Source organism: Microbacterium sp. ZW T6_19, from assembly GCF_044987465.1.
GTDB classification, from domain to species: domain Bacteria; phylum Actinomycetota; class Actinomycetes; order Actinomycetales; family Microbacteriaceae; genus Microbacterium; species Microbacterium natoriense_A.
Genome location: NZ_JBJDRH010000009.1, coordinates 118,288 through 139,264 on the forward strand (window position 1 = coordinate 118,288; position 20,977 = coordinate 139,264).

Annotated in this window: 17 protein-coding genes and 2 riboswitches; of the genes, 11 read left to right on the plus strand and 6 right to left on the minus strand. The window is 67.9% G+C overall.

What is annotated here, in order from left to right:
* Positions 1-55: 55 nt before the first annotated feature.
* Genes ACI3KT_RS14585 through ACI3KT_RS14605 form a run of 5 tightly spaced genes read right to left on the minus strand, consistent with a single transcriptional unit; the run spans position 56 to position 5,574 of the window.
* On the minus strand, positions 56-1,186 hold the full coding sequence (locus ACI3KT_RS14585; RefSeq protein WP_404905131.1) for a cysteine desulfurase family protein: 1,131 nt from the start codon (positions 1,184-1,186) through the stop codon (positions 56-58).
* Entirely contained in the window at positions 1,186-2,037 is an 852-nt protein-coding gene (nadC, locus tag ACI3KT_RS14590) for a carboxylating nicotinate-nucleotide diphosphorylase (protein WP_404905133.1), read from the minus strand. The genes ACI3KT_RS14585 and nadC overlap by 1 nt, the downstream gene beginning before the upstream one ends.
* Positions 2,037-3,521 (minus strand): L-aspartate oxidase, encoded by a 1,485-nt coding sequence (nadB, locus tag ACI3KT_RS14595; protein WP_404905136.1) that lies wholly within the window; start codon positions 3,519-3,521, stop codon positions 2,037-2,039. The genes nadC and nadB overlap by 1 nt, the downstream gene beginning before the upstream one ends.
* Positions 3,518-4,867 (minus strand): quinolinate synthase NadA, encoded by a 1,350-nt coding sequence (nadA, locus tag ACI3KT_RS14600; RefSeq protein WP_292907164.1) that lies wholly within the window; start codon positions 4,865-4,867, stop codon positions 3,518-3,520. The genes nadB and nadA overlap by 4 nt, the downstream gene beginning before the upstream one ends.
* Complete coding sequence (locus tag ACI3KT_RS14605) at positions 4,864-5,574, minus strand: NrtR DNA-binding winged helix domain-containing protein (protein WP_292907166.1); 711 nt, start codon at positions 5,572-5,574, stop codon at positions 4,864-4,866. Before ACI3KT_RS14605 ends, nadA begins: the two co-directional genes overlap by 4 nt.
* 242 nt (positions 5,575-5,816) lie before the next feature.
* Here ACI3KT_RS14605 and ACI3KT_RS14610 point away from each other — a divergent pair, with 242 nt between their 5' ends.
* From ACI3KT_RS14610 to ACI3KT_RS14660, 11 genes are all read left to right on the plus strand, one after another.
* Positions 5,817-7,151 (plus strand): extracellular solute-binding protein, encoded by a 1,335-nt coding sequence (locus ACI3KT_RS14610; RefSeq protein ID WP_292907168.1) that lies wholly within the window; start codon positions 5,817-5,819, stop codon positions 7,149-7,151.
* A gap of 68 nt (positions 7,152-7,219) precedes the next feature.
* Positions 7,220-8,185 carry a carbohydrate ABC transporter permease gene (locus ACI3KT_RS14615; protein WP_292907170.1) on the plus strand — a complete coding sequence of 322 codons (966 nt, stop codon included), beginning with the start codon at positions 7,220-7,222 and terminating at the stop codon, positions 8,183-8,185.
* Positions 8,182-9,090, plus strand: coding sequence for a carbohydrate ABC transporter permease (locus ACI3KT_RS14620; protein ID WP_404905139.1), 909 nt, complete (start codon positions 8,182-8,184; stop codon positions 9,088-9,090). The genes ACI3KT_RS14615 and ACI3KT_RS14620 overlap by 4 nt, the downstream gene beginning before the upstream one ends.
* 63 nt (positions 9,091-9,153) lie before the next feature.
* Positions 9,154-9,249: riboswitch (glycine riboswitch) on the plus strand.
* Between the two features lie 66 nt (positions 9,250-9,315).
* A riboswitch (glycine riboswitch) is annotated at positions 9,316-9,430 on the plus strand.
* A gap of 51 nt (positions 9,431-9,481) precedes the next feature.
* On the plus strand, positions 9,482-10,666 hold the full coding sequence (locus tag ACI3KT_RS14625; RefSeq protein WP_404905142.1) for a glycine cleavage system aminomethyltransferase GcvT: 1,185 nt from the start codon (positions 9,482-9,484) through the stop codon (positions 10,664-10,666).
* Positions 10,663-11,040: a glycine cleavage system protein GcvH gene (gcvH, locus tag ACI3KT_RS14630; protein WP_404905145.1), complete on the plus strand. Its 378-nt coding sequence runs from the start codon at positions 10,663-10,665 to the stop codon at positions 11,038-11,040. The genes ACI3KT_RS14625 and gcvH overlap by 4 nt, the downstream gene beginning before the upstream one ends.
* A 61-nt stretch (positions 11,041-11,101) precedes the next feature.
* Positions 11,102-13,924, plus strand: coding sequence for an aminomethyl-transferring glycine dehydrogenase (gcvP, locus tag ACI3KT_RS14635; RefSeq protein WP_404905181.1), 2,823 nt, complete (start codon positions 11,102-11,104; stop codon positions 13,922-13,924).
* A 232-nt stretch (positions 13,925-14,156) separates the two neighbouring features.
* Positions 14,157-15,803 carry an ABC transporter substrate-binding protein gene (locus tag ACI3KT_RS14640; RefSeq protein ID WP_404905148.1) on the plus strand — a complete coding sequence of 549 codons (1,647 nt, stop codon included), beginning with the start codon at positions 14,157-14,159 and terminating at the stop codon, positions 15,801-15,803.
* Between the two features lie 79 nt (positions 15,804-15,882).
* Positions 15,883-16,812 carry an ABC transporter permease gene (locus ACI3KT_RS14645; protein WP_292907180.1) on the plus strand — a complete coding sequence of 310 codons (930 nt, stop codon included), beginning with the start codon at positions 15,883-15,885 and terminating at the stop codon, positions 16,810-16,812.
* Positions 16,802-17,755 carry an ABC transporter permease gene (locus tag ACI3KT_RS14650; protein ID WP_292907182.1) on the plus strand — a complete coding sequence of 318 codons (954 nt, stop codon included), beginning with the start codon at positions 16,802-16,804 and terminating at the stop codon, positions 17,753-17,755. The genes ACI3KT_RS14645 and ACI3KT_RS14650 overlap by 11 nt, the downstream gene beginning before the upstream one ends.
* Positions 17,752-19,509, plus strand: a complete 1,758-nt coding sequence (locus tag ACI3KT_RS14655; protein ID WP_404905151.1) for an ABC transporter ATP-binding protein — start codon at positions 17,752-17,754, stop codon at positions 19,507-19,509. Before ACI3KT_RS14650 ends, ACI3KT_RS14655 begins: the two co-directional genes overlap by 4 nt.
* Positions 19,510-20,070: a PH domain-containing protein gene (locus ACI3KT_RS14660; protein WP_404905154.1), complete on the plus strand. Its 561-nt coding sequence runs from the start codon at positions 19,510-19,512 to the stop codon at positions 20,068-20,070. It begins immediately after the preceding gene.
* Between the two features lie 4 nt (positions 20,071-20,074).
* Here the strand turns inward: ACI3KT_RS14660 and ACI3KT_RS14665 are convergent, their stop codons facing one another.
* Positions 20,075-20,878, minus strand: coding sequence for a CPBP family intramembrane glutamic endopeptidase (locus ACI3KT_RS14665; RefSeq protein ID WP_404905157.1), 804 nt, complete (start codon positions 20,876-20,878; stop codon positions 20,075-20,077).
* Positions 20,879-20,977 lie beyond the last annotated feature (99 nt).

The following is a 20,977-nucleotide window of genomic DNA, read 5'->3' on the forward strand; positions in this document are numbered from 1 at the left end:
GGCTCACTGGTCGTTGAGCGAGCGCAGCGAGACGAAACGCGACGAGTCGCGGCACTCACCCTCGGGAGACCGCGTGGACGGCTTCCGCGACGAGCGCCGCGAGTTGCCCTGCCGCGCTCTCAGGCAGCGCTGGCCTGCCGAACGTGAACCGCACCGAGGTCTGGGCGACCTCGGGCGGGATGCCGCAGGCGAGGAGCACGTGCGAGGGCTCGTCGCTCCCGGCTGCGCACGCCGACCCGCTCGACGACACGACACCGCGGCGCTCGAGTTCGAGAAGCACGGCTTCGCCGCTGACGCCGGCGAACGTGAAGCTGGCCGTGCCCGGCAGGCGATGCTGAGGATCCCCGGTCAGCGCGGCCCGGGGCACGGTGGTGAGGACACCGTCGATGAACCTCCTCGTAGATGCCGCGACGCGGCTCGCGACGACGGCGCGCTCGGCCTCCGCCAGTTCGAGTGCGGTCGCGAGCGCCACGGCCCCGGCGACGTTCTCCGTCCCCGAGCGCCGACCTCGCTCCTGCCCGCCGCCGTGCAGCAGCGGCTCCAGGGGAACGCGGCCCCGCACGGCCAGCGCGCCTGTGCCCTTCGGCGCGCCGAGCTTGTGACCGGCGATCGCGATCGCGTCCGCACCCAGATCGGTCAGGGGGAGCCATCCGGCGGACTGCACCGCGTCGACGTGGAGCGGCACGCGGGCGGCGCTGGTGACCGCACGGAGCGCCGCCACGTCCTGCACCGTGCCGATCTCGTTGTTCGCGTGTCCGAGGGCCACGAGCGCGGTGTCCGGTCTCAGGGCCGCGTCGACCGCATCCGCCGTGATTCGCCCAGCGGAGTCGACGTCGAGCGGTGTCACCGTCACGCCATGGAAGCGGCGCAGGAAGTCCGCCGATTCGAGGATCGACTCGTGCTCGATCGGGGAGACGACCAGATGCCGCCGTGCGGAGCCGAGCACGATGCCCTTCACCGCGAGGTTGTTGGCCTCGGTGCCGCCGCTCGTGAAGATCGCGTCTGCCGGACGCATCCCCAGCACCCTCGCCACACGGCGGCGGGCGTCTTCCAGCGCGCTCGCCGCCGCCTCTCCGACGGTGTGATGGCTCGACGGGTTGCCGAACACGTCAGTCAGGTAGGGACGCATCGCCTCGAGCACCTCTGGCCGCACGGGCGAGGTGGCGGCGTGGTCGACGTACAGCATCAGTCGATCCTGACGTCCAGTCCGAGGTCGAGGGCACGCGCCGAGTGCGTCAGCGCGCCGACGGAGATCACATCGACGCCGGTCTCGGCGATGCTGCGGACGGTGCCGAGGTCGACGCCTCCCGAGGCCTCCACCTGCGCCCGATCGCCGATCAGGGCGACGCCCGCCCGCAGATCGTCGAGCGAGAAGTTGTCGAGCAGCACGGTGTGCGCCCCGCCGTCGAGCACTGCCGCGATCTGATCGAGCCGATCGACCTCCACCACCACGTGCGTGGTGTGCGGAAGCCGCGCAAATGCCGCCCGCAGTGCTGCGGCGAGGTCTGCGCCCGAGCGCTGCAGCACCGCGAGATGGTTGTCCTTCGCCATCACCGCATCCGACAGCGAGTAGCGGTGATTGTGCCCGCCGCCCGAGACGACCGCGTGTCTTTCGAAGGCGCGCAGCCCCGGGGTGGTCTTGCGCGTGTCGGCGATGCGCGCCTTCGTGCCGTCGACCTGGCGCACGTAGCCGGCGGTCAGCGTCGCGATGCCGCTCATGCGCTGCGTGAAGTTCAACGCGACGCGCTCGGCGGTGAGGATGCCGCGGGCCGAGCCCGATACCGATGCCAGCACGTCGCCTGGCGAGAACTCGTCTCCGTCGCCGACGTGCACGTCGGTCGTGAGGGTCGGGTCGGTCAGCGCGAAGGCGGTGGCGAAGACCTCTCCGCCGCTGAAGACGCCCGGCTCGCGGGCCACGAGGTCGGCGGTCGCCGTTGCGTCGGCCGGCAGCAGAGCGGTACTGGTGAGGTCGCCCCACGGTGTGTCCTCCTCCAAGGCGGCGCCGACGACGCGGTTGATGGTGGCGGCGGTGAGCATCAGACTCTCTCCAGTTCCGAGGTTTCGATGTGATGGGCGCCGACGCTCACGGTTCGGGTCAGAGCAGCGGATGCCGTCGTCTCGGCGAGCAGGAGGAGATTCGCATCCTCGTGCTCCGCGACGGTCACCGGTTCCGACGCGGCAGCACGCCAGGCGCGGACGATCCCGAGAGCGTGCCCGAGACCGTCGTCTGTGCGGAGCAGCCCGACCTGCTCCCACATGAGCTGCTGCAGCGCGGCGCGCGTGAAGCGGCTCGCGTCCTCGTTCCGGTGCGGATCGGTGTCGCTGGAGACGCTCTGAGGCGACGCGAACTCATACCGGAGCGAGGGGGAATCCAGTGCCGCCGCGACGCGAGCACCGAAGACCGCGCCCTCGAGGAGCGAGTTGCTCGCGAGGCGGTTCGCGCCGTGCACACCCGTCCGGGCGGTCTCGCCGACGGCGAAGAGTCGTGCGAGGCTCGTGCGACCGTCGAGGTCGGTGGCGATTCCGCCCATCAGATAGTGCGCCGCGGGCGTCACGGGGATGGGTTCGCGAGACCAGTCGTAGCCTCGCTCGCGCGTCACGCGGTCGATCGTCGGGAACCGCGAGGCGAGACGGTCGCCGCCGAGCATCGTGGCGTCGAGCCGCACGGGTGAACCCTGACGGGCGGCTTGTCGCGCTATCGCGCGCGACACGACGTCACGGGGAGCGAGCTCGCCGTCGGGGTGGCTGTCGAATGCAAAGCGCCGGCCTTCGTCGTCGATCAGCGTCGCGCCCTCACCGCGCACCGCCTCGGACACGAGGAACGCCGGTTCGGACGCGAGGATCGTGGGGTGGAACTGCACGAACTCCATGTCCGCGACAGCGGCGCCGGCACGGAGAGCCGCGGCGATGCCGTCTCCCGTGGTGCCGACCGGGTTCGTCGTGTGCGAATACAAGTGCCCCGCGCCGCCGGTCGCGAGGATGACAGCATCCGCCTCGGCATCCGACACCTGACCGTCGATCAGCATGCGGATGCCGTGCACCGCGCCGCCCCGCACCAGGAGGTCGACCAGGAACGCATGCTCGACCACCTCGATCGTCGTCCGGCGGACGGCCGCGACCAGCGCCTGCGAGATCGCCGCCCCTGTCGCGTCGCCACCCGCGTGGACGATGCGCGCGTGGCTGTGAGCCGCCTCCCGCCCGAGCATGAGCTCGCCGTCGGGCGAGCGGTCGAACGCCACGCCTCGCGCGATCAGCTCGGCGATGCGGGTGGATCCTTCGTGCACGAGCACGTCGACGGCTGCGGCGTCGGACAGCCCCGCACCCGCGTTCACGGTGTCGATCGCGTGCCTCTGGGCCGAGTCCCTCGGTCCGTACACGCCCGCGACACCGCCCTGCGCGAAGCCCGTGCTGCCGTCGCCGAGAGCCCCCTTCGTGACGATGCGGACGCGATGCCCCGCCTCGTGCGCGTGGAGTGCGGCTGTCAGCCCGGCGATGCCCGAGCCGACGATGACGACGTTCATCTCGCACCCGCCGCGGCCGGCGGCTTCGCCGCCAGCATCCGCTCCAGCGCGACCCGAGCGGGAGCCGCCACGTCGTCGGACACGGTGATGCGGTTCGGGGTTCGGCCGGCCACGAGCTCTTCGAGAACCCACGCGAGATAGCCGGGGTGGATGCGGTACATGGTCGAGCAGGGGCAGACGACCGGGTCGAGGCAGAAGATCTCGTGCTGCGGGAACTGCGCGGCGAGGCGGCGGACGAGATTGATCTCCGTGCCGATCGCGAACGTCGTCGGTTCGGTCGCGGCTTCGATCGCCTTGCGGATGTAGTCGGTCGAGCCTGCCTCGTCGGCGGCGTCGACGACCTCCATCGGACACTCGGGGTGCACGATCACGCGCACACCCGGGTGCTCCGCGCGGGCCTGGTCGATCTGGGCGACCGTGAAACGGCGGTGCACCGAGCAGAAGCCGTGCCAGAGGATGACCTGCGCGTCTTCCAACTCGGACGCCGTCGACCCGCCGAGCGCTTTGCGGGGATTCCACATCGGCATCCGCTCGAGCGGTACGCCCATGGCCTTGGCGGTGTTCCGACCAAGGTGCTGGTCGGGGAAGAACAGCACGCGGCGCCCGCGCTCGAACGCCCATTCCAGCACGGTCTTCGCGTTCGACGACGTGCACACGATGCCGCCATGACGACCGACGAAGCCCTTGATGGCAGCGGAGGAATTCATGTACGTGACGGGGATGACGGGAACGCGGCCGTCATCGTCCACGGCGTCCATGTCGCCGTACACATCGGCGAGCTGCTCCCAGCAGTCCTCGACCTGGTCGATGTCGGCCATATCGGCCATCGAGCAGCCGGCCGCGAGGTTGGGCAGGATCACCGCCTGCTGAGGTGTGGAGAGCAGGTCGGCTGTCTCGGCCATGAAATGCACGCCGCAGAAGACGATAGCCTCGGCATCCGTGCGGCTCTTCGCGGCAGTGGCGAGCTGGAAGGAATCTCCCACGTAGTCGGCGTGCTGCACGACCTCTTCACGCTGATAGAAGTGCCCGAGCACGACCACCCGGTCGCCGAGCGTCCGCTTGGCGGCGCGGATCCTTGCGTCGAGCTCGGTCTCGCTCGCCTCGCGGTAGGCGGCCGGCAGCTCGCCCTGACGAGGTGCACCGGTCGGGATCACGTCGCCCATCGAGGAGCCGGGTCCGTAGCCGGGCCGCGTGTCGAAGTCCCAGGGGCCGGCGGCGAGATCGGTGCTGCAGGTGGCGTCGGTCGACGCCCCGGTCACGATCGCCTGCAGATGGTGGTCGACGGACGGGTCGAGCCGGGTGACGGGTGCTTCGACAGGCTCAGCAACCCAGGAGTTCGGGGTCATCGGATGCTCGTTTCTTCGGGGCCGAGCGGGCCGCGATCGGCCAGCGCGACATCGGTGTTGTAGCGGTACAAGCGGGCGGGGCGGTGGCTTCCGGTGCGGAAGCGGTCAGTGGGGAGCAGGTTTCCCGAGGCCTCGACCTGGCGGCGGAAGTTGGCCGGGTCGAGGCTCTTTCCGAGGATCGCCTCGTAGGCTTCGCGGAGATCTGCGAGCGTGAACTCCGAGGGGAGGAATCCGTGCGCGACTCTGCTGTAGCCGACCTTGTTGCGCAGTCGCCACAGCGCGTACTCGATGATCTTCGCGTGATCGAACGCGAGGGAAGGCAGATCGTCGACGTCGAACCAGCGCACGTTCTCGGGGGCGCGACCCGACGCCCGGTGCGCCTCGCTCTGGGCGTCGACGTCGTCCTGACGCAACAGCGCCCAGTAGACGATCGACACGACCCGAGTGGGGGAGCGGTCCACCGCTCCGAAGGCGTAGAGCTGCTCGAGATAGCTGGGTGCGAGACCGGTGGTCTCGGAGAGGGTGCGAGCGGATGCATCCACCGGCGACTCCGCTGTCGTGAGCCAGCCGCCGGGCAGCGCCCATTGGTCGGCGAAGGGCTCCCGGGTGCGCAGCACGAGAGGCAGAGCGAGCACGGCATCGCCCGACTCGGTGCGGCGCAGCGTGAGGATGACGGTGGAGACCGCCACGCGAATGCTTTGAGTCATAGTTACCTTAACCTCCCGTATCGATCTTAGTGTCTCTCTGACCCTTAGCGTCAATCGATGACGTCATCCGCCGTCGAGTCCGAAACGTTATCTGCGGAGAAGGATGAGGCTTGTCACCCGGGAGGGGGTTTGTTAGGTTACTGTCCTAACAAACCCCCTCCCGGGGTTTCCCCGAACCCCGACCGGGGTTCACTCCATCCGGAGATCCCTCCTGCAGTGCAGCACCGAGAGGAAACACCAGAATGATCCGAAACGGACGGCGTAAGACAGCGCTCGCCGCGGTGGCGGGGGCATCCGTCCTCGCCCTCGGCCTGACGGCCTGCGGAACCGGCGGCGGCGACACACCTGAGGCGACCGGCTTCGACCCCGACGCCGCGAAGGGCCAGGACATCACCTTCTGGGTGATGGGCGGCGACACGCCCGACGAGGCGCGCGAGTATCTGATCGACGCCTATGCCGACGCCACCGGCGGCACCCTGACGATCGAACAGCAGGACTGGAGCGACGCGCTGACGAAGCTGACGAACCAGCTGCCCGATGCGAAGAACACCCCCGACGTCACGGAGATCGGGAACACCTGGTCGCCGACCTTCACGACCGCCGGAGCGTTCACCGATCTCAGCCCGATCTACGAGGACTTGGGCGGCGACAAGCTGCTCCCGTCGTTCGTCGAGGTCGGCGAGGTCGACGGCAAGCAGTACGCCTTGCCGTACTACTTCGGCTCCCGCTACATCACCTACCGCAAGGACCTCTGGTCGGCCGCGGGACTCGAGGTTCCGAAGACGCTCGACGAGTTCAGCGAATCGGTCGCGAAACTCCGGACCGACTCGCAGTCCGGGTTCTACATCGGCGGCCAGGACTGGCGCAACGGCATCTCGTGGATCTTCGCCAACGGGGGAGAGCTGGCGGTGAAGGACGGCGACAAGTGGTCTTCCTCGCTGTCCGACCCGAAGTCGATCGCCGGCCTCGAACAGTTCCAGGACATCTTCACGAACGCCTCCAACGCCCCGGCCACCGAAGACGACTCGACGCCGTGGATCAACATCAACAACGACAAGAACGGCGCGGCGCCGACAGCGGCGACGATCATCGCGCCCGGTTGGGCGCACTGGTCCATCGGCGACTACACGGGTGACAACGACGAGGGCGCCGAGGTCCGCGAGTGGAACGACGCGACATTCGGCGTCTTCCCCCTTCCCGGTGTCGAAGAGGGAACAGTGGCTCCGGTCTTCGCCGGAGGATCGAACATCGGCATCTCGGCCAAGAGCGAGAACCAGGCGGGCGCGAAGGAGCTGCTGCGGATCATCTTCTCCGACGAGTACCAGAGCCTGCTCGCGAAGAACGGTCTGGGCCCGGCGAACGTCGACTTCGTCGGCGAGCTGGGCGACGACCAGTTCGCGAAGGCTCTCGTCGACTCCGCGCTCGGCTCCAAGTTGACGCCGGCCGCACCCGGCTGGGCGGCCGTCGAGGGACAGAAGATCCTCGAGGAGTTCTTCGGCAAGGTCGCAGAAGGCGGCGATGTCGCCGAACTCGCCAAGGAGTACGACGCCAAGATCGACGCGGTCATCAACGGCTGACATTTCCCGTGTCCGGGGGTCGGGGCGACCCGATCCCCGGACGCCGACGAGACAGGCGACACTCCGCTATGACCACCACCGTCATCCCTGAAACACGCGAGGACCCAGTCAGCAAGGCGCGCACAGTCGAGCCCTCGGCGCGGCGCACGGCCCTCGTCCCCTACCTGCTCATCCTCGGAGCCGTTCTCGTGCTGCTGCTGGGCATGGGCTACCCGGTCGCCTGGCAGATCGTGACCTCCTTCCAGAAGTACGGCGCACTCCAGCAGCTGGGGGGCAAGGCGCCCGACTTCGTCTGGTTCGACAACTACATCGCGATCGCCGGCAACAGCACGTTCTGGGCCGTCGTCACGAGGTCTGTGATCTTCTGCCTCGTCACCGCCTTCATCACGATCGTGATCGGCGTGCTGCTGGCGCTGCTCATGACCAAGGTGCACGCGGTCGCGAGGTTCGTCCTGCAGATCGCTCTGCTGCTCGCATGGGCGATGCCCGTCATCGCGGCCATGACCGTCTTCATCTGGCTGTTCGACCGCCAGCGCGGCGTCGTGAACTACCTGCTCGGCCTGATCCCCGGGGTCGATATGAACGGCTTCAACTGGATCGGCACGACGCCGCTGCTGTTCTTCACGGTCGCCTCGATCATCATCATCTGGATGTCGGTGCCCTTCGTCGCGTTCTCGGCATACGCGGGGCTCACTCAGGTGAGCGACGAGGTCCTCGAGGCCAGCCAACTGGACGGCGCCGGCGCCGTGCAGCGGTTCCGTTTCATCATCTTCCCGGTGCTCAAACCCGTGATCGCCATCGTGCTCCTCCTGAACCTGATCTGGGATCTCCGTGTGTTCGCGCAGATCACCCTGTTGCAGGATGCGGGACCCAAGTCCACCGACTACGACCTGCTCGGCACTTACATCTACAAGACCGGCGTCGCTGGTCTCGACTTCGGAGGGGGAGCTGCGATGTCGATCTTCGTCCTCGCGCTGACCATCGCGCTGAGCTGGTTCTACGTACGCAATCTCGTCAAGGAGGAGAGCCGGTGACCGCGGCCACCACGATCGCCCCACCGACCGCACGCACCGCCGCTCGTGCAGACGGCGGGAAGGCGCCTGCCCGTCGGCGGAGGTTCGCGGCTGGCAGGTGGATGCTGAGCGCGCTTGCAGTCATCCTCGCGCTGGTCTGGGCGTTCCCCGTCTACTGGATGATCAACTCGTCCATGCTGTCGACGGCGACCCTGGAGTCGTTCACGCCGACGTTCCTCCCGCTCGGCGGCTCGCTCGCGAACTTCGCGGCCGTCCTCACGCCGTCCTTCTTCTCCGCGCTGGCGGTGAGCGTGGGCGTCACGCTGCTGTCGGTGGCGGTGTGCCTGACGTTCGCGTTCCTCGCCTCGATCGCCATCAGCCGCTTCCGCTTCCGCGGGCGGGTCTCGTTCATCGTCACGATCCTCCTTATCCAGATGCTGCCGGCGGAGGGGCTGTTCATCGCGCAGTACAAGATGATGTCCGCCTTCGGGCTGCTCAGCAACGTGCTCGGCCTGAGCATCCTGTACGTCGCCGCCGTCGTGCCGTTCACCATCTGGATGCTGCGCGGGTTCGTCGCCGGTGTTCCCGTCGAGCTCGAAGAGGCGGCGATGATCGACGGTCTCAGCCGGACTCAGGCGTTCGTCCGCATCACCCTGCCCCTGCTCGCGCCGGGGCTGGTGGCCTCGGGAGTGTTCGCGTTCCTGCAGTGCTGGAACGAGTTCACCGTCGCCCTGGTCATCATGGAGAACAACAGGACCCTCCCGCTGTGGCTTCGCGGTTTCGTGCAGCAGAGCGCCACCCAGGCCATCGACTGGGGGCAGGTGATGGCGGCATCGACCATCGTGGCGATCCCCGTCATCATCTTCTTCGTCATCGTGCAGGGGCGGATGACGAGCGGACTGGTCTCCGGCGCCGTCAAGGGGTGAGGGCAGGCCCCGAGGCGCGGGAGCGATCAGGCTAGACTGAACGCACAACAGAACACGGGCCGAATGACCCACGCGGGAGAGCCCCGGCGAACGCAGCCGGGCACCGAAGGAGCAAGCCTCCCCGCCAATCTCTCAGGTAACGCGTACCGCGCGGTTCCGGCCACTCTGAAAAGCGATTTTCGAGCGAAGCAAGAAATCGGGTTGAGCGAGGGCGCACGGCGCCCGAGTCGAAACCCTGGCGAGACGATTTCCGCGAGTCTCCGCCTCCACGTTCGTTATCCGCCGACGGTGAAAGCCCTGCTCAGGGCGAAGCTCTCAGGCCCATGACAGAGGGGGAGTTCCGAGGAACGGCGACGTCGCCGTTCCACCCGCCCACGCCCGGGAGAACTCCATGTCCGATCCCCGCTACACCCCGTTGCGCGAACGCCACGAGGCGCTCGGAGCATCTTTCACCGACTTCGGCGGATGGCAGATGCCCGTGCGCTACACCTCCGATCTGGCCGAACACCACGCCGTGCGTCGGGCTGCCGGCATCTTCGACATCTCGCACATGGCCGAGTTCCTCGTCACCGGCCAGTACGCCGCGCAGTTCCTCGACTACGCGCTCGCCAGCAGCATTTCCGCGATGGCGGTCGGAAAGGCGAAGTACTCGCTGATGCTGGCCGAAGACGGCGGCATCATCGACGACGTGATCGCGTACCGCCTGGCCGATGACCGCTACCTGGTGATCGCGAATGCCGGCAACAGAGGCTACGTCGACGCTGCATTCGCCAAGAGGGTCAGGGCGTTCCCCTCGATGCTGGAGCGCGAGCTGCCTGCGCCCGCACCAGGGGAGGAGCGCAGTTTCGCCGGCTTCCTCGGCGACCGCGGTGTCGACGTCGAAGACGTGTCCGACTCGTTCGCGTTGCTGGCGGTGCAGGGCCCGGCGGCTGAGAGGATTCTCGCTGAGACCTCCGGCATCACCGAACTGAGCACACCGTGGGCCGAGCAGAAGTACTACGCCTGGACGGAGGCGCAGTTCCTGGGAGAGCCGCTTCTCGTCGCGCGCACCGGGTACACCGGCGAAGACGGCTTCGAGCTGCTCGTGCGCTCCGCCGACGCCGCTGCGCTGTGGGACGACCTGCTCGCCGCCGGTGAGCCGCATGGCCTCGTCCCCGCAGGACTCGCCGCGCGCGACACCCTCCGTCTCGAAGCGGGCATGCCGCTGTACGGGCATGAGCTGAGCCGCGACACCAAGCCGGTGCAGGCCGGCCTCGGCCGCGTCGTCGTCACCGCCAAGGAGAGCTTCGTCGGCAAGGAGGGCGTGGATGCCGCCCCCGGCGCCCCTGTCCTCGTCGGCCTCGCCGCAGAGGGCAAGCGCGCGGGCCGCGCCGGCTACGCCGTCGTCGACGAGGACGGCGTCGTCCTCGGAGAGATCACCAGCGGCGCCCTGAGCCCGACTCTCGGCCACCCGATCGCGATGGCCTATCTGACTCCGTCTTCCGCCGAAGAGGGAACCGCAGTATTCCTTGATGTGCGGGGCACCAGGATCCCCGCCACCGTGACCGCCCTGCCTTTCTACCGGAGGACCAAATGACCGACCTCACCGCACTCAAGTACACCGACGAGCACGAGTGGATCGCCTCCGACGGCGACACCCTCACGATCGGCATCACCGACTACGCCGCCGAGAAGCTGGGCGACGTCGTGTTCGTCGAGCTCCCCGCCGTCGGCACCGAGATCACCGCGGGTGCGGTGGTCGGCGAGATCGAGTCGACCAAGTCCGTCGGGGAGCTCTACGCCCCCGTCGCCGGCACGGTCGTCGAGATCAACGACGCCGTCGTCGACGACCCTTCGCTCGTGAACTCCGAGCCGTTCGAGGGCGGCTGGCTGATCAAGGTGTCCGTCGCCGCCGACGCGCTCGACGGCCTGCTCGACCGCGACGCGTACGTCGCACTCACGGAGGGCTGATCTCCCCGTGGTCTCTTTCGCCGATCGTCACATCGGAACACCGGCATCCGCTCAGCGCATCATGCTCGAGGCGCTCGGAGTCGCCGACGCCGAGGAGCCCGTCGAGGCGCTGATGCGCCAGGCGGTGCCGTCCGCCATCTACACGGATGCTCGCGAAGACAGCGTCATCCCCCGGGCCGCCAGCGAGACCGAGGCCCTCGCCGAGCTGCGCGCGCTGGCGTCGCGCAACACGGTGAACCGGCCGATGATCGGCCTCGGCTACTACGGCACGATCACGCCGAGCGTGATCCAGCGCAACGTGCTCGAGAACCCGTCCTGGTACACGGCCTACACGCCCTATCAGCCGGAGATCTCGCAGGGCCGCCTCGAGGCGCTCATCAACTTCCAGACGATGGTGGCCGATCTCACCGGGCTCACCACGGCCAACGCGTCGATGCTCGACGAGTCGACCGCGGTCGCCGAGGGGATGCTGCTCGCACGACGTGCCTCGAAGTCGGCCTCGAACGTGTTCGCCGTCGACGCCGACGCCCTGCCGCAGACCAAGGTGCTGCTGGAGACCCGGGCCGATGCCGTGGGCATCGAGCTCGTCACCGTCGACTTCGCCGGAGGCCAGGAGCTGCCCGCCGAGCTGTTCGGGGTCTTCGTCCAGTACCCTGGCGCCTCCGGCCGGGTCTGGAACCCCTCTGCCGTGATCGACGCGGCTCATCTCGCCGGCGGCCTCGCAGTCGTGGCGGCTGATCTGCTCGCTCTGACCCTCATCGCCTCTCCCGGATCCCTCGGAGCCGACGTCGCCGTGGGCACCACCCAGCGCTTCGGAGTCCCGATGGGCTTCGGCGGACCGCACGCCGGCTACATGGCGGTGCGCGCGGGTCTCGAGCGTCAGCTGCCCGGGCGTCTGGTCGGCGTGTCCGTGGATGCCGACGGCAAGCCCGCCTACCGGCTGTCGCTGCAGACCCGTGAGCAGCACATCCGCCGTGAGAAGGCCACCTCGAACATCTGCACCGCCCAGGTGCTGCTCGCCGTGATGGCGTCGATGTACGCCGTCTACCACGGGCCTGACGGACTGCGGGCGATCGCCGCCGAGACTGCGGCGAAGGCCGCGCTGCTGCGCGACTGGCTGGCCGACGCGGGTGTCGAGGTGCTGCACGACGCCTTCTTCGACACACTGCAGGTGCGGGTCCCCGGCCGCGCCGTGGAGTTCGCCGCGCAGGCGCACGACGGCTACGGAATCCTGTTGCACGTGGCGGATGCCGACACCATCGGCCTCTCCGTCGATGAGACGACGACGGTCGGCGAGCTCCACCAGGTCGCGATGGTGTTCGGCGGCAAGAAGGAACGCGCGTTCGGCTTCTTCGGCACCGGCTCCGCGGGCGCTCTGCCTGAGGCTCTTCACCGGCAGGACGAGTACCTCACGCACCCGGTGTTCCACGCGCATCGCAGCGAGACGGCGATGATGCGGTACCTGAAGAGCCTCGCCGACCGCGACTACGCGCTCGATCGAGGCATGATCCCGCTCGGGTCCTGCACGATGAAGCTCAACGCCGCGACCGAGATGGCGGCCATCACGTGGCCCGAGTTCGCCGGCATCCACCCGTTCGCCCCTGCTTCGGACGTCGCCGGGTACCTCGATCTGATCACGCAGCTCGAGGGCTGGCTGGCCGAGGTCACGGGTTACGACGCCGTCTCGCTGCAGCCGAACGCCGGATCGCAGGGCGAGCTCGCCGGGCTCCTCGCGATCCGCGGATACCACCTGGCGAACGGTGACGACCAGCGCACCGTGTGCTTGATCCCGTCGTCAGCGCACGGGACGAACGCGGCATCCGCCGTGCTCGCCGGCATGAAGGTCGTCGTCGTCGCCTGCGATGAACTCGGCAACGTCGATCTCGGCGATCTGCGCGCGAAGATCGCCGCCCACGCCGACGCGCTCTCTGCGCTGATGATCACGTACCCGTCCACGCACGGCGTGTACGAGCAGGGTGTCGTGGAGATCACGACGGCCGTGCACGAGGCCGGTGGCCAGGTGTACGTGGACGGCGCGAACCTCAACGCACTGCTCGGGTACGCGCGCTTCGGCGACCTCGGCGGCGACGTCTCGCACCTCAACCTGCACAAGACCTTCGCGATCCCGCACGGCGGCGGCGGTCCTGGCATCGGTCCCGTCGCGGCGAAGGCCCACCTGGCGCCCTTCCTGCCGTCGCACCCGATGGCGCAGCGCGCCGAGCATGCCGGAGGCTACACGTTCGACGGTGGCCCCGTCTCGGGTGCCCCGTACGGCTCAGCCGGCGTCCTGCCGATCTCCTGGGCCTACGTGCGCATGATGGGCGCAGACGGTCTCCGTCGTGCCACGGCCGCAGCCGTCCTCTCGGCTAACTACATCGCCGCTCGTCTCGGCGAGCACTACCCGGTGCTGTACACCGGGGAGAACGATCGGGTCGCGCACGAGTGCATCCTCGACCTGCGCCCGCTCAAGGAGGCCACCGGCATCTCCGTCGACGACGTCGCGAAGCGGCTCATCGACTACGGCTTCCACGCCCCGACCATGTCGTTCCCGGTCGCTGGCACCCTCATGGTCGAGCCGACCGAGTCCGAGGATCTCGGCGAGATCGAGCGTTTCATCGAAGCCATGATCATGATCAAGGCCGAGGCGGATGCCACAGCCGGCGGTCGCTGGCCGGCCGACGACAACCCGCTCGTGCACGCGCCGCACACCGCGGTGTCGCTGATCGCGGGGGAGTGGACGCACGCCTACACCCGTGAGGAGGCGGCCTACCCGGTTCACGCTCTCGTGGCCGGAAAGTACTGGCCGCCGGTGCGCCGCATCGACCAGGCCTATGGCGACCGCAACCTGGTCTGCGCCTGCCCGCCGGTCGAGGCGTTCGCATGATCTCCTGACGAGCGGATCATCCACGGCGCCGCGCACATCCCGACGGATGTGCGCGGCGCCGTCGCCGTTTCCCCGCGTGACGCCGTGTGTCCGCCGTGTGTCGAGTTGATCGCAACTCAGTAACGGTTGATTCACGGAGTGCGGCGTTCGCGGAAGGTCGGGTTACTCTCGAATATCCCTGCGCGACCGATGACGCTCGCGCAGTACCCGCATTGTCCACAGGAGGACGCACGTGAAACGCAACAGGATCGCCCTCGCGGGCACCGCCCTGCTCGCCGCAGGTGTCATGGCACTTGCCGGCTGCTCGGCCGGCAACGGCGACGCCGGCAACGGCGGCGAAGAGACCGGCGCATCGACCGGCATCGTCACCGTTCAGAGCAACGAGCCCCAGAACCCCCTTCTGCCCGCAGTCACCAACGAGGTCGGCGGCGGCCTGGTGCTGCAGAACATCTTCGCCGGCCTGGTCTACTACGAAGCGGACGGCAAGGTCGTCAACGACCTCGCCGAGTCGATCGAGTCCGAGGACAACCAGACCTGGACCATCAAGATCAAGAAGGACCAGGAGTTCAGCGACGGCACTCCCTTGACCGCCGAGTCCTTCGTGAAGGCGTGGCAGTACGCCGCCTCCGACCCGGCATTCGAGAACCAGTGGTGGTTCGCCAACTTCGCCGGCTACAACGACGGCGGCGACGACCCGGACAACCCCGTCGTGGTCGAGGACTCGCTGTCGCTCGAAGCGGTCGACGACACCACGTTCACGGTCGAGCTCGCGGCTCCGCAGTCCGACTTCCCCACCTCGCTCGGCTACCAGGTGTTCTCGCCGCTGCCCGAGTCGTTCTTCGACGACCCGGAGACCTTCGGCCAGAACCCGGTCGGAAACGGCCCGTACAAGCTCGAGAAGTGGGAGCACGACGCCGTCATCTCCCTCGTCCCGAACGACAAGTACGACGGCCCGCGCAAGCCGCAGAACGGCGGCGTCGACCTCGTCGTCTACGGCACGGCTGACGCGGCCTACGCCGACCTGCTCTCCGACAACCTCGACGTGATCAACCCGGGCGTTCCGCCGTCCGCACTGGCCACGTACAAGGACGACCTGGGCGACCGTGCCGTCGACCAGCCCGCCGCGATCTGGGAGGGTCTGACCATCCCCGCGCGTCTGGCTCACTTCGGCAACGACGAAGAGGGCAACCTGCGTCGTCAGGCGATCTCCTACGCGATCGACCGCGACCAGATCACCGACGTGATCTTCGAGGGCACCCGCACCCCGGCCGTCGACTACACCTCCCCGGTCATCGCGGGCTGGAACGACGAGATCAAGGGCTCCGAGGTCACTCACGCCGACGCCGACAAGGCGAAGGAGCTGTGGGCTCAGGCCGACGCCATCTCCCCGTGGAGCGGCACGTTTACCATCGCGTACAACGCCGACGGCGGACACCAGCCGTGGGTCGACGCGGTCTCGAACCAGATCAAGAACACGCTGGGCATCGACGCCGCCGGTCAGTCCTTCCCGGACCTCGCCACGCTGCGCGCCGAGATCAAGAACCGCACGCTGAACGCCGCAACGCGTTCGGGCTGGCAGTTCGACTACCCGGGCGCCTACAACATCCTGGGCGCGCTGTTCATCACGGGAGCCGGCTCCAACGACGGCGACTACTCGAACCCGAAGTACGACGAGCTCGTGCAGAAGGGCGCGACGGCTCCGACGGTCGAAGAGGGCAACGCGCTCTTCGAGCAGGCGCAGGAGGTCCTCTTCGCGGACCTGCCCGTCCTGCCGCTGTGGTACCGCTCCACCAACGCCGGCTACTCGACCGCGGTCGAGGACGTCGCGTACGGCTGGGACAGCTGGCCGATCATCTACCAGATCACCAAGGCCGAGTAAGACTCAGGTCCTGATCTGACCCCGCCGTGCGGGGCGACGCGAAAGTGTCGCCCCGCACGGCGCAGTTCGGTTACCAGCAATGACTGCCTACATCATCCGTCGCCTGCTCCAGGCGATCCCCGTCTTCCTCGGTGCGACCTTCCTGATCTTCTCGATGGTCTTCCTGCTTCCCGGCGACCCGATTCTGGCCCTGTTCGGCGACAAGACGCCGACCGACGCCCAGTACGCCGCTCTGCAGGCGAAGTTCCACCTGGACCAGCCGTTCTTCACGCGCTACCTCATCTACCTCGGCGACCTGTTCCAAGGCAATCTCGGCACGACCTTCCGTGGCCAGAGCGTCAACGAGATCCTCGTCGCCAAGTTCCCGACCACACTCCGACTCGCACTGCTGGCGATCATCATCCAGCTCGTGTTCGGCGTCCTCGTCGGGCTCATCGCAGGTCTGCGCAAGAACAGCGTCTTCGACTACGCGTCGATGCTCCTGAGCCTCGTGCTCATCTCCATGCCCGTCTTCGTGCTCGCCTTCATCGCGCAGTACTTCCTCGCTCTCGAGCTGGGACTGTTCCGCGCCACCGTCGGCAGAGGCGCTCCATGGGCCGATCTGATGCTTCCCGCCATAGTCCTGGCGGCGCTGAACTTCGCCTACGTGGTCCGCCTCACGCGCGGCTCCGTGATCGAGACCCGTCAGCAGGACTTCGTGCGCATGGCGTACGGCAAGGGTCTTCCGACGTCACGGGTCATCCCCGTGCACGTGCTGCGCAACTCGATGATCCCCGTGACCACGAACCTGGCCGCCGACTTCGGCATCCTGATCGTCGGCGCGACGGTCACCGAGGGTGTCTTCAACGTCCCCGGCATCGGAAACGAACTGTTCAAGGCCATCAACCAGCACGACGGACCGGAGATCGTCTCGATCGTCACGGTGCTCGTCGTCATCTACGTCATGGTCAACCTGGTCATCGACCTGCTCTACGGCGTGCTCGACCCGAGGATCCGCTATGTCCGATAAGACTCCCATCCGCCGCATGGCGCACTATGTGGCCGAGGTCGACGAGGGCGGTCTCGGCGCCGTCGACGCCGTTCGCGTCGCAGAGCGCAAGAGCAACCTGTGGCTCGACGCCTGGCGCGACCTCCGTGGCCGCTGGATGTTCTGGACCGCCGGCGTGTTCGTCGTGTTCCTCATCATCGTGGCGCTCTTCCCGAGCCTGTTCGCGCCGATCGACCCGTTCGCCTGCGACTTGAATCACTCGAACGACGGGCCTGCGCCCGGTCATCCGTTCGGATACAACTTCCAGGGATGCGACGTGTACTCGCGCGTCGTGCACGGCACCAGCACCTCGCTGTCGGTCGGCATCATCGTGACGATCATCATCGCGGTCATGGGCATCGTGATCGGCGCCTTCGCCGGCTTCTTCGGAGGCTGGATCGATTCGCTGCTCATGCGCATCGGCGACATGTTCTTCGCGATCCCCTACGTGCTCGCTGCCGTGGTCATCATGTCGGTGTTCCTGAACGACAGGAACATCCTCGTGGTGTCGCTCGCGATCGGCTTCTTCGGCTGGCCCGCGACCGCCCGCATCCTGCGAGCGGAGATCCTGCGAGTGCGCTCGTCGGATTACGTGATGGCATCCGAAGCGCTCGGCGTGTCCCGCGTGCGCACCATGTTCACGCACGTGATGCCGAACTCGATCGCTCCCGTGATCGTTCTCTCGACCGTCGGACTCGCCGCGGCGATCACAGCCGAGGCGACCCTGTCGTTCCTCGGCGTCGGCCTGCCGCCCGAGTTCATCTCGTGGGGCAACGACATCGCGCAAGCTCAGAACCGTCTGCGCACCGACCCGATGCCACTGATCTGGCCGTCCATCGCGCTCTCTCTCACCGTCCTGTCGTTCATCATGCTCGGCGAGACGGTGCGCGACGCGCTCGACCCGAAGGCGAGGGCGCTGCGATGAGCATTCCCGAGACGCAAGAAGACCTCGGCCGCGGGGGCACCAATCCCGGAGTCCCGCTGCTGTCGGTGGAGAACCTCGAAGTCGCGTTCCGGACGCAGGACGGGTTCGTCCCCGCAGTCCGCGGAATCAGCTTCGACATCTACCCGGGCGAGACCATGGCGATCGTGGGCGAGTCGGGCTCCGGCAAGTCGACGACCGCGCACGCGATCATCAACCTGCTGCCCGGCAGCGGTCAGATCACCGGTGGCGCGGTGAGATTCGAGGGGCGCGACCTCACGAAGCTCACCCGCCCGCAGATCGAGGACGTTCGAGGAAAGCTCATCGGCCTGGTTCCCCAGGACCCGATGAACAGCCTCAACCCCGTGCACCGGATCGGCTTCCAGGTCGAGGAGACCATCCTCGCCAACGGGCAGGCCCACGGGCGCAGGGAGGCGCGTCAGCGCGCCATCCAGGCGCTGCAGGAGGCGGGGCTCGCGGATGCCGACAAGCGTCTGCGTCAGTTCCCGCACGAGTTCTCCGGCGGCATGCGCCAGCGCGTGCTCATCGGCATCGGACTCTCGTCCAATCCCAAGCTGCTGATCGCGGACGAGCCCACCAGTGCGCTCGATGTCACGGTGCAGAAGAAGATCCTCGACCATCTCGAGATGCTGACCACCGAGCGGAACACCGCCGTGCTGTTCATCACCCACGACCTCGGCCTCGCCGCGGAGCGGGCGGAGAACCTCGTGGTGATGCACCGCGGACGCATCGTGGAGTCGGGCCCTGCCCTCGAGATCCTGCAGAATCCGCAGCATCCGTACACGCAGCGCCTCGTCTCCGCGGCGCCCAGCCTCGCCTCGAAGCGAATCCAGGCTGCGGCGACCGGTGGAGCCGATCCGCTGGCGGAGGCGCTCGCCGAGGCCACCGGCACGGTCGACCTCGCGAGCATCGCGCATCTCGAGACGACCGAAGACGCTTCTCCGGTCATCGAGTTCCGCGACGTCACCAAGGTGTACAAGCTGCGAGGCAGCGGGTTCCGTTCGACGGACTTCACGGCGGTCGACAAGATGTCGTTCCAGGTGCCCAAGGGGTCCACGATGGCCATCGTGGGCGAATCGGGCTCCGGCAAGTCGACGGCGGCCAAGATGCTGCTCCGGCTCGAGAAGAAGACGTCCGGAAAGATCCTCGTGAACGGTCAGGACACCGACGAGCTGTCGCGTCCGCAGCTGCAGGCACTGCGCCGGCAGATGCAGCCGGTCTTCCAGGATCCCTACGGTTCGCTGGACCCTCTGCACAACATCGGCAACACCGTCGCAGAGCCTCTGCGCGTGCACGGCGTGGGCGATTCGGCCTCGCGACGCGCTCGCGTGTTCGAGGTGCTCGATCAGGTGGCGCTGCCGGCGAGCGTGGCGGATCGCTATCCGAACGAGCTCTCCGGCGGTCAGCGTCAGCGCGTCGCGATCGCGCGGGCGCTGGCTCTCAAGCCCGAGATCGTCGTCCTCGACGAGGCCGTGTCCGCTCTCGACGTGCTCGTGCAGGCGCAGGTGCTGAACCTGCTCGCGGATCTGCAGTCCGAGCTCGGACTCACGTATCTGTTCATCACGCACGACCTCGCTGTCGTGCGAGTGATCGCAGACCGCGTGTGCGTCATGGAGAAGGGGCGCGTCGTCGAGCAGGGCACGGTCGATGAAATCTTCGCGAACCCGCAGGAGGAGTACACCGAGCGTCTGCTTCAGGCCATCCCGGGTGCCTCGATCGCACTGGGCGGCCACTGAGTGAACCACGACGGTCGACCGGAGGGCGTGCGGATCTTCCGTGCGCCCTCCGGGCTGTTCGCCATCGGGATCGCGATCCTGCTGGCGCTGTTCCTGCTGGGCGACGCGGTCGTCCGCGCCGGATGGGGACGGATGCTCCTTCTGGCGCCCTGGATTCTGCTGGCCCTCTGGATCGTGTACGAGAACGCCTACGTCTCGCGGGTGCAGATCGACGACGACGGGGTGACGGTGCAGAATCTGCTGCGGCGCACATCGTTCGGATGGAAGAGGGTCCGTTCGATCGAACTGCGCTGGCAGCTGGTCTTCGTCCTCGACGACGGCCGGAAGCTCTCTTGCTACGGAGGGCCAGCGAAGGCCGGTCCTGTGCGCCGCCCCGGGCGCGACGGCGACTCGCGAGAGCCTGCCGGCATCCGCGCGCTCTCCGAGATCGAAGAGCGCTGGGAGGCTGCTCCAGACACGGCGGATGCTCCGATCATCCGTTCGTGGGATCTGCCTGCGCTCATGGCCCTCGGAGCCATCGTGATCTGGGCGATCGCTGCGATCCTGATCGCGAACGCCTGATCCCTCAGCCGGGGAGCCCGAACAGCGCGGGCCAGGTGGCCGCCGCCCACGGATAGCCGACGAAGACGGTCGCGTCGATCAGGAAGTGTGCGACGAGGAACGGCAGCAGCCGCCCCGAGCGCTGGAACAGCCAGCCGAACAGCAGCCCCATGGCGAAGTTGCCGATGAAGGCGCCCGGCCCCTGGTACAGGTGATAGGTGGCGCGCAGCGCAGACGTCGAGAGGATGATCGTCCACGGCCCCCATCGGAGCTCGCGCAGCCGTGCGAAGAGGTACCCGAGAACCACGAACTCCTCCTGGATCGCGGCTCTGGCGGCCGAGAGCAGCAGGACGGGGATCGTCCACCAGTGCGCGCCGAGGCCCGCTGGGTCGACAGCGACGAAGAGCCCCAGCGCTCGTCCGGCGAGGTAGAGCCCGAGCCCTGGCACGCCGATCGCGATCACCAGTAGGACGCCGCGACCGGCATCCTTCCCGACCGCGCTCCCATCGAGGCCGAGGCGGCCGAGGTGCGGGCGCGAGGTCTGCCAGAGCAGGAAGCACACGAGCAGGACCGGTACCAGGGAGAAGCCGATCGAGAGCACCTGGTAGATCAGGTCGAAGAGCTCGCGGTCGCTGCGCGAGGGGTTGAGCGTCGCCGTCTGATCGGCCAGAGGCGTGGTGTCGGTGAGCCGGTACGCGAGCTGCACGATCGCGTAGACCGCCGACTGGCCGAGGCCCAGCGCGAGCACGATCGAGATCTCCCACCAGATGCGTGCGCGTGAGGAACCGCCTGCGAACGCCAGGCGCGCGGGAGGGGGAGTGGAGGTCACAACCCCGATCGTACGACGGGTGCTCAGGAACCGGCTGTGCGCATAGGGTATCCTGGAACGTCGGATTCCCGGCTTTTCCCACCACCTTCTTAGGACTCC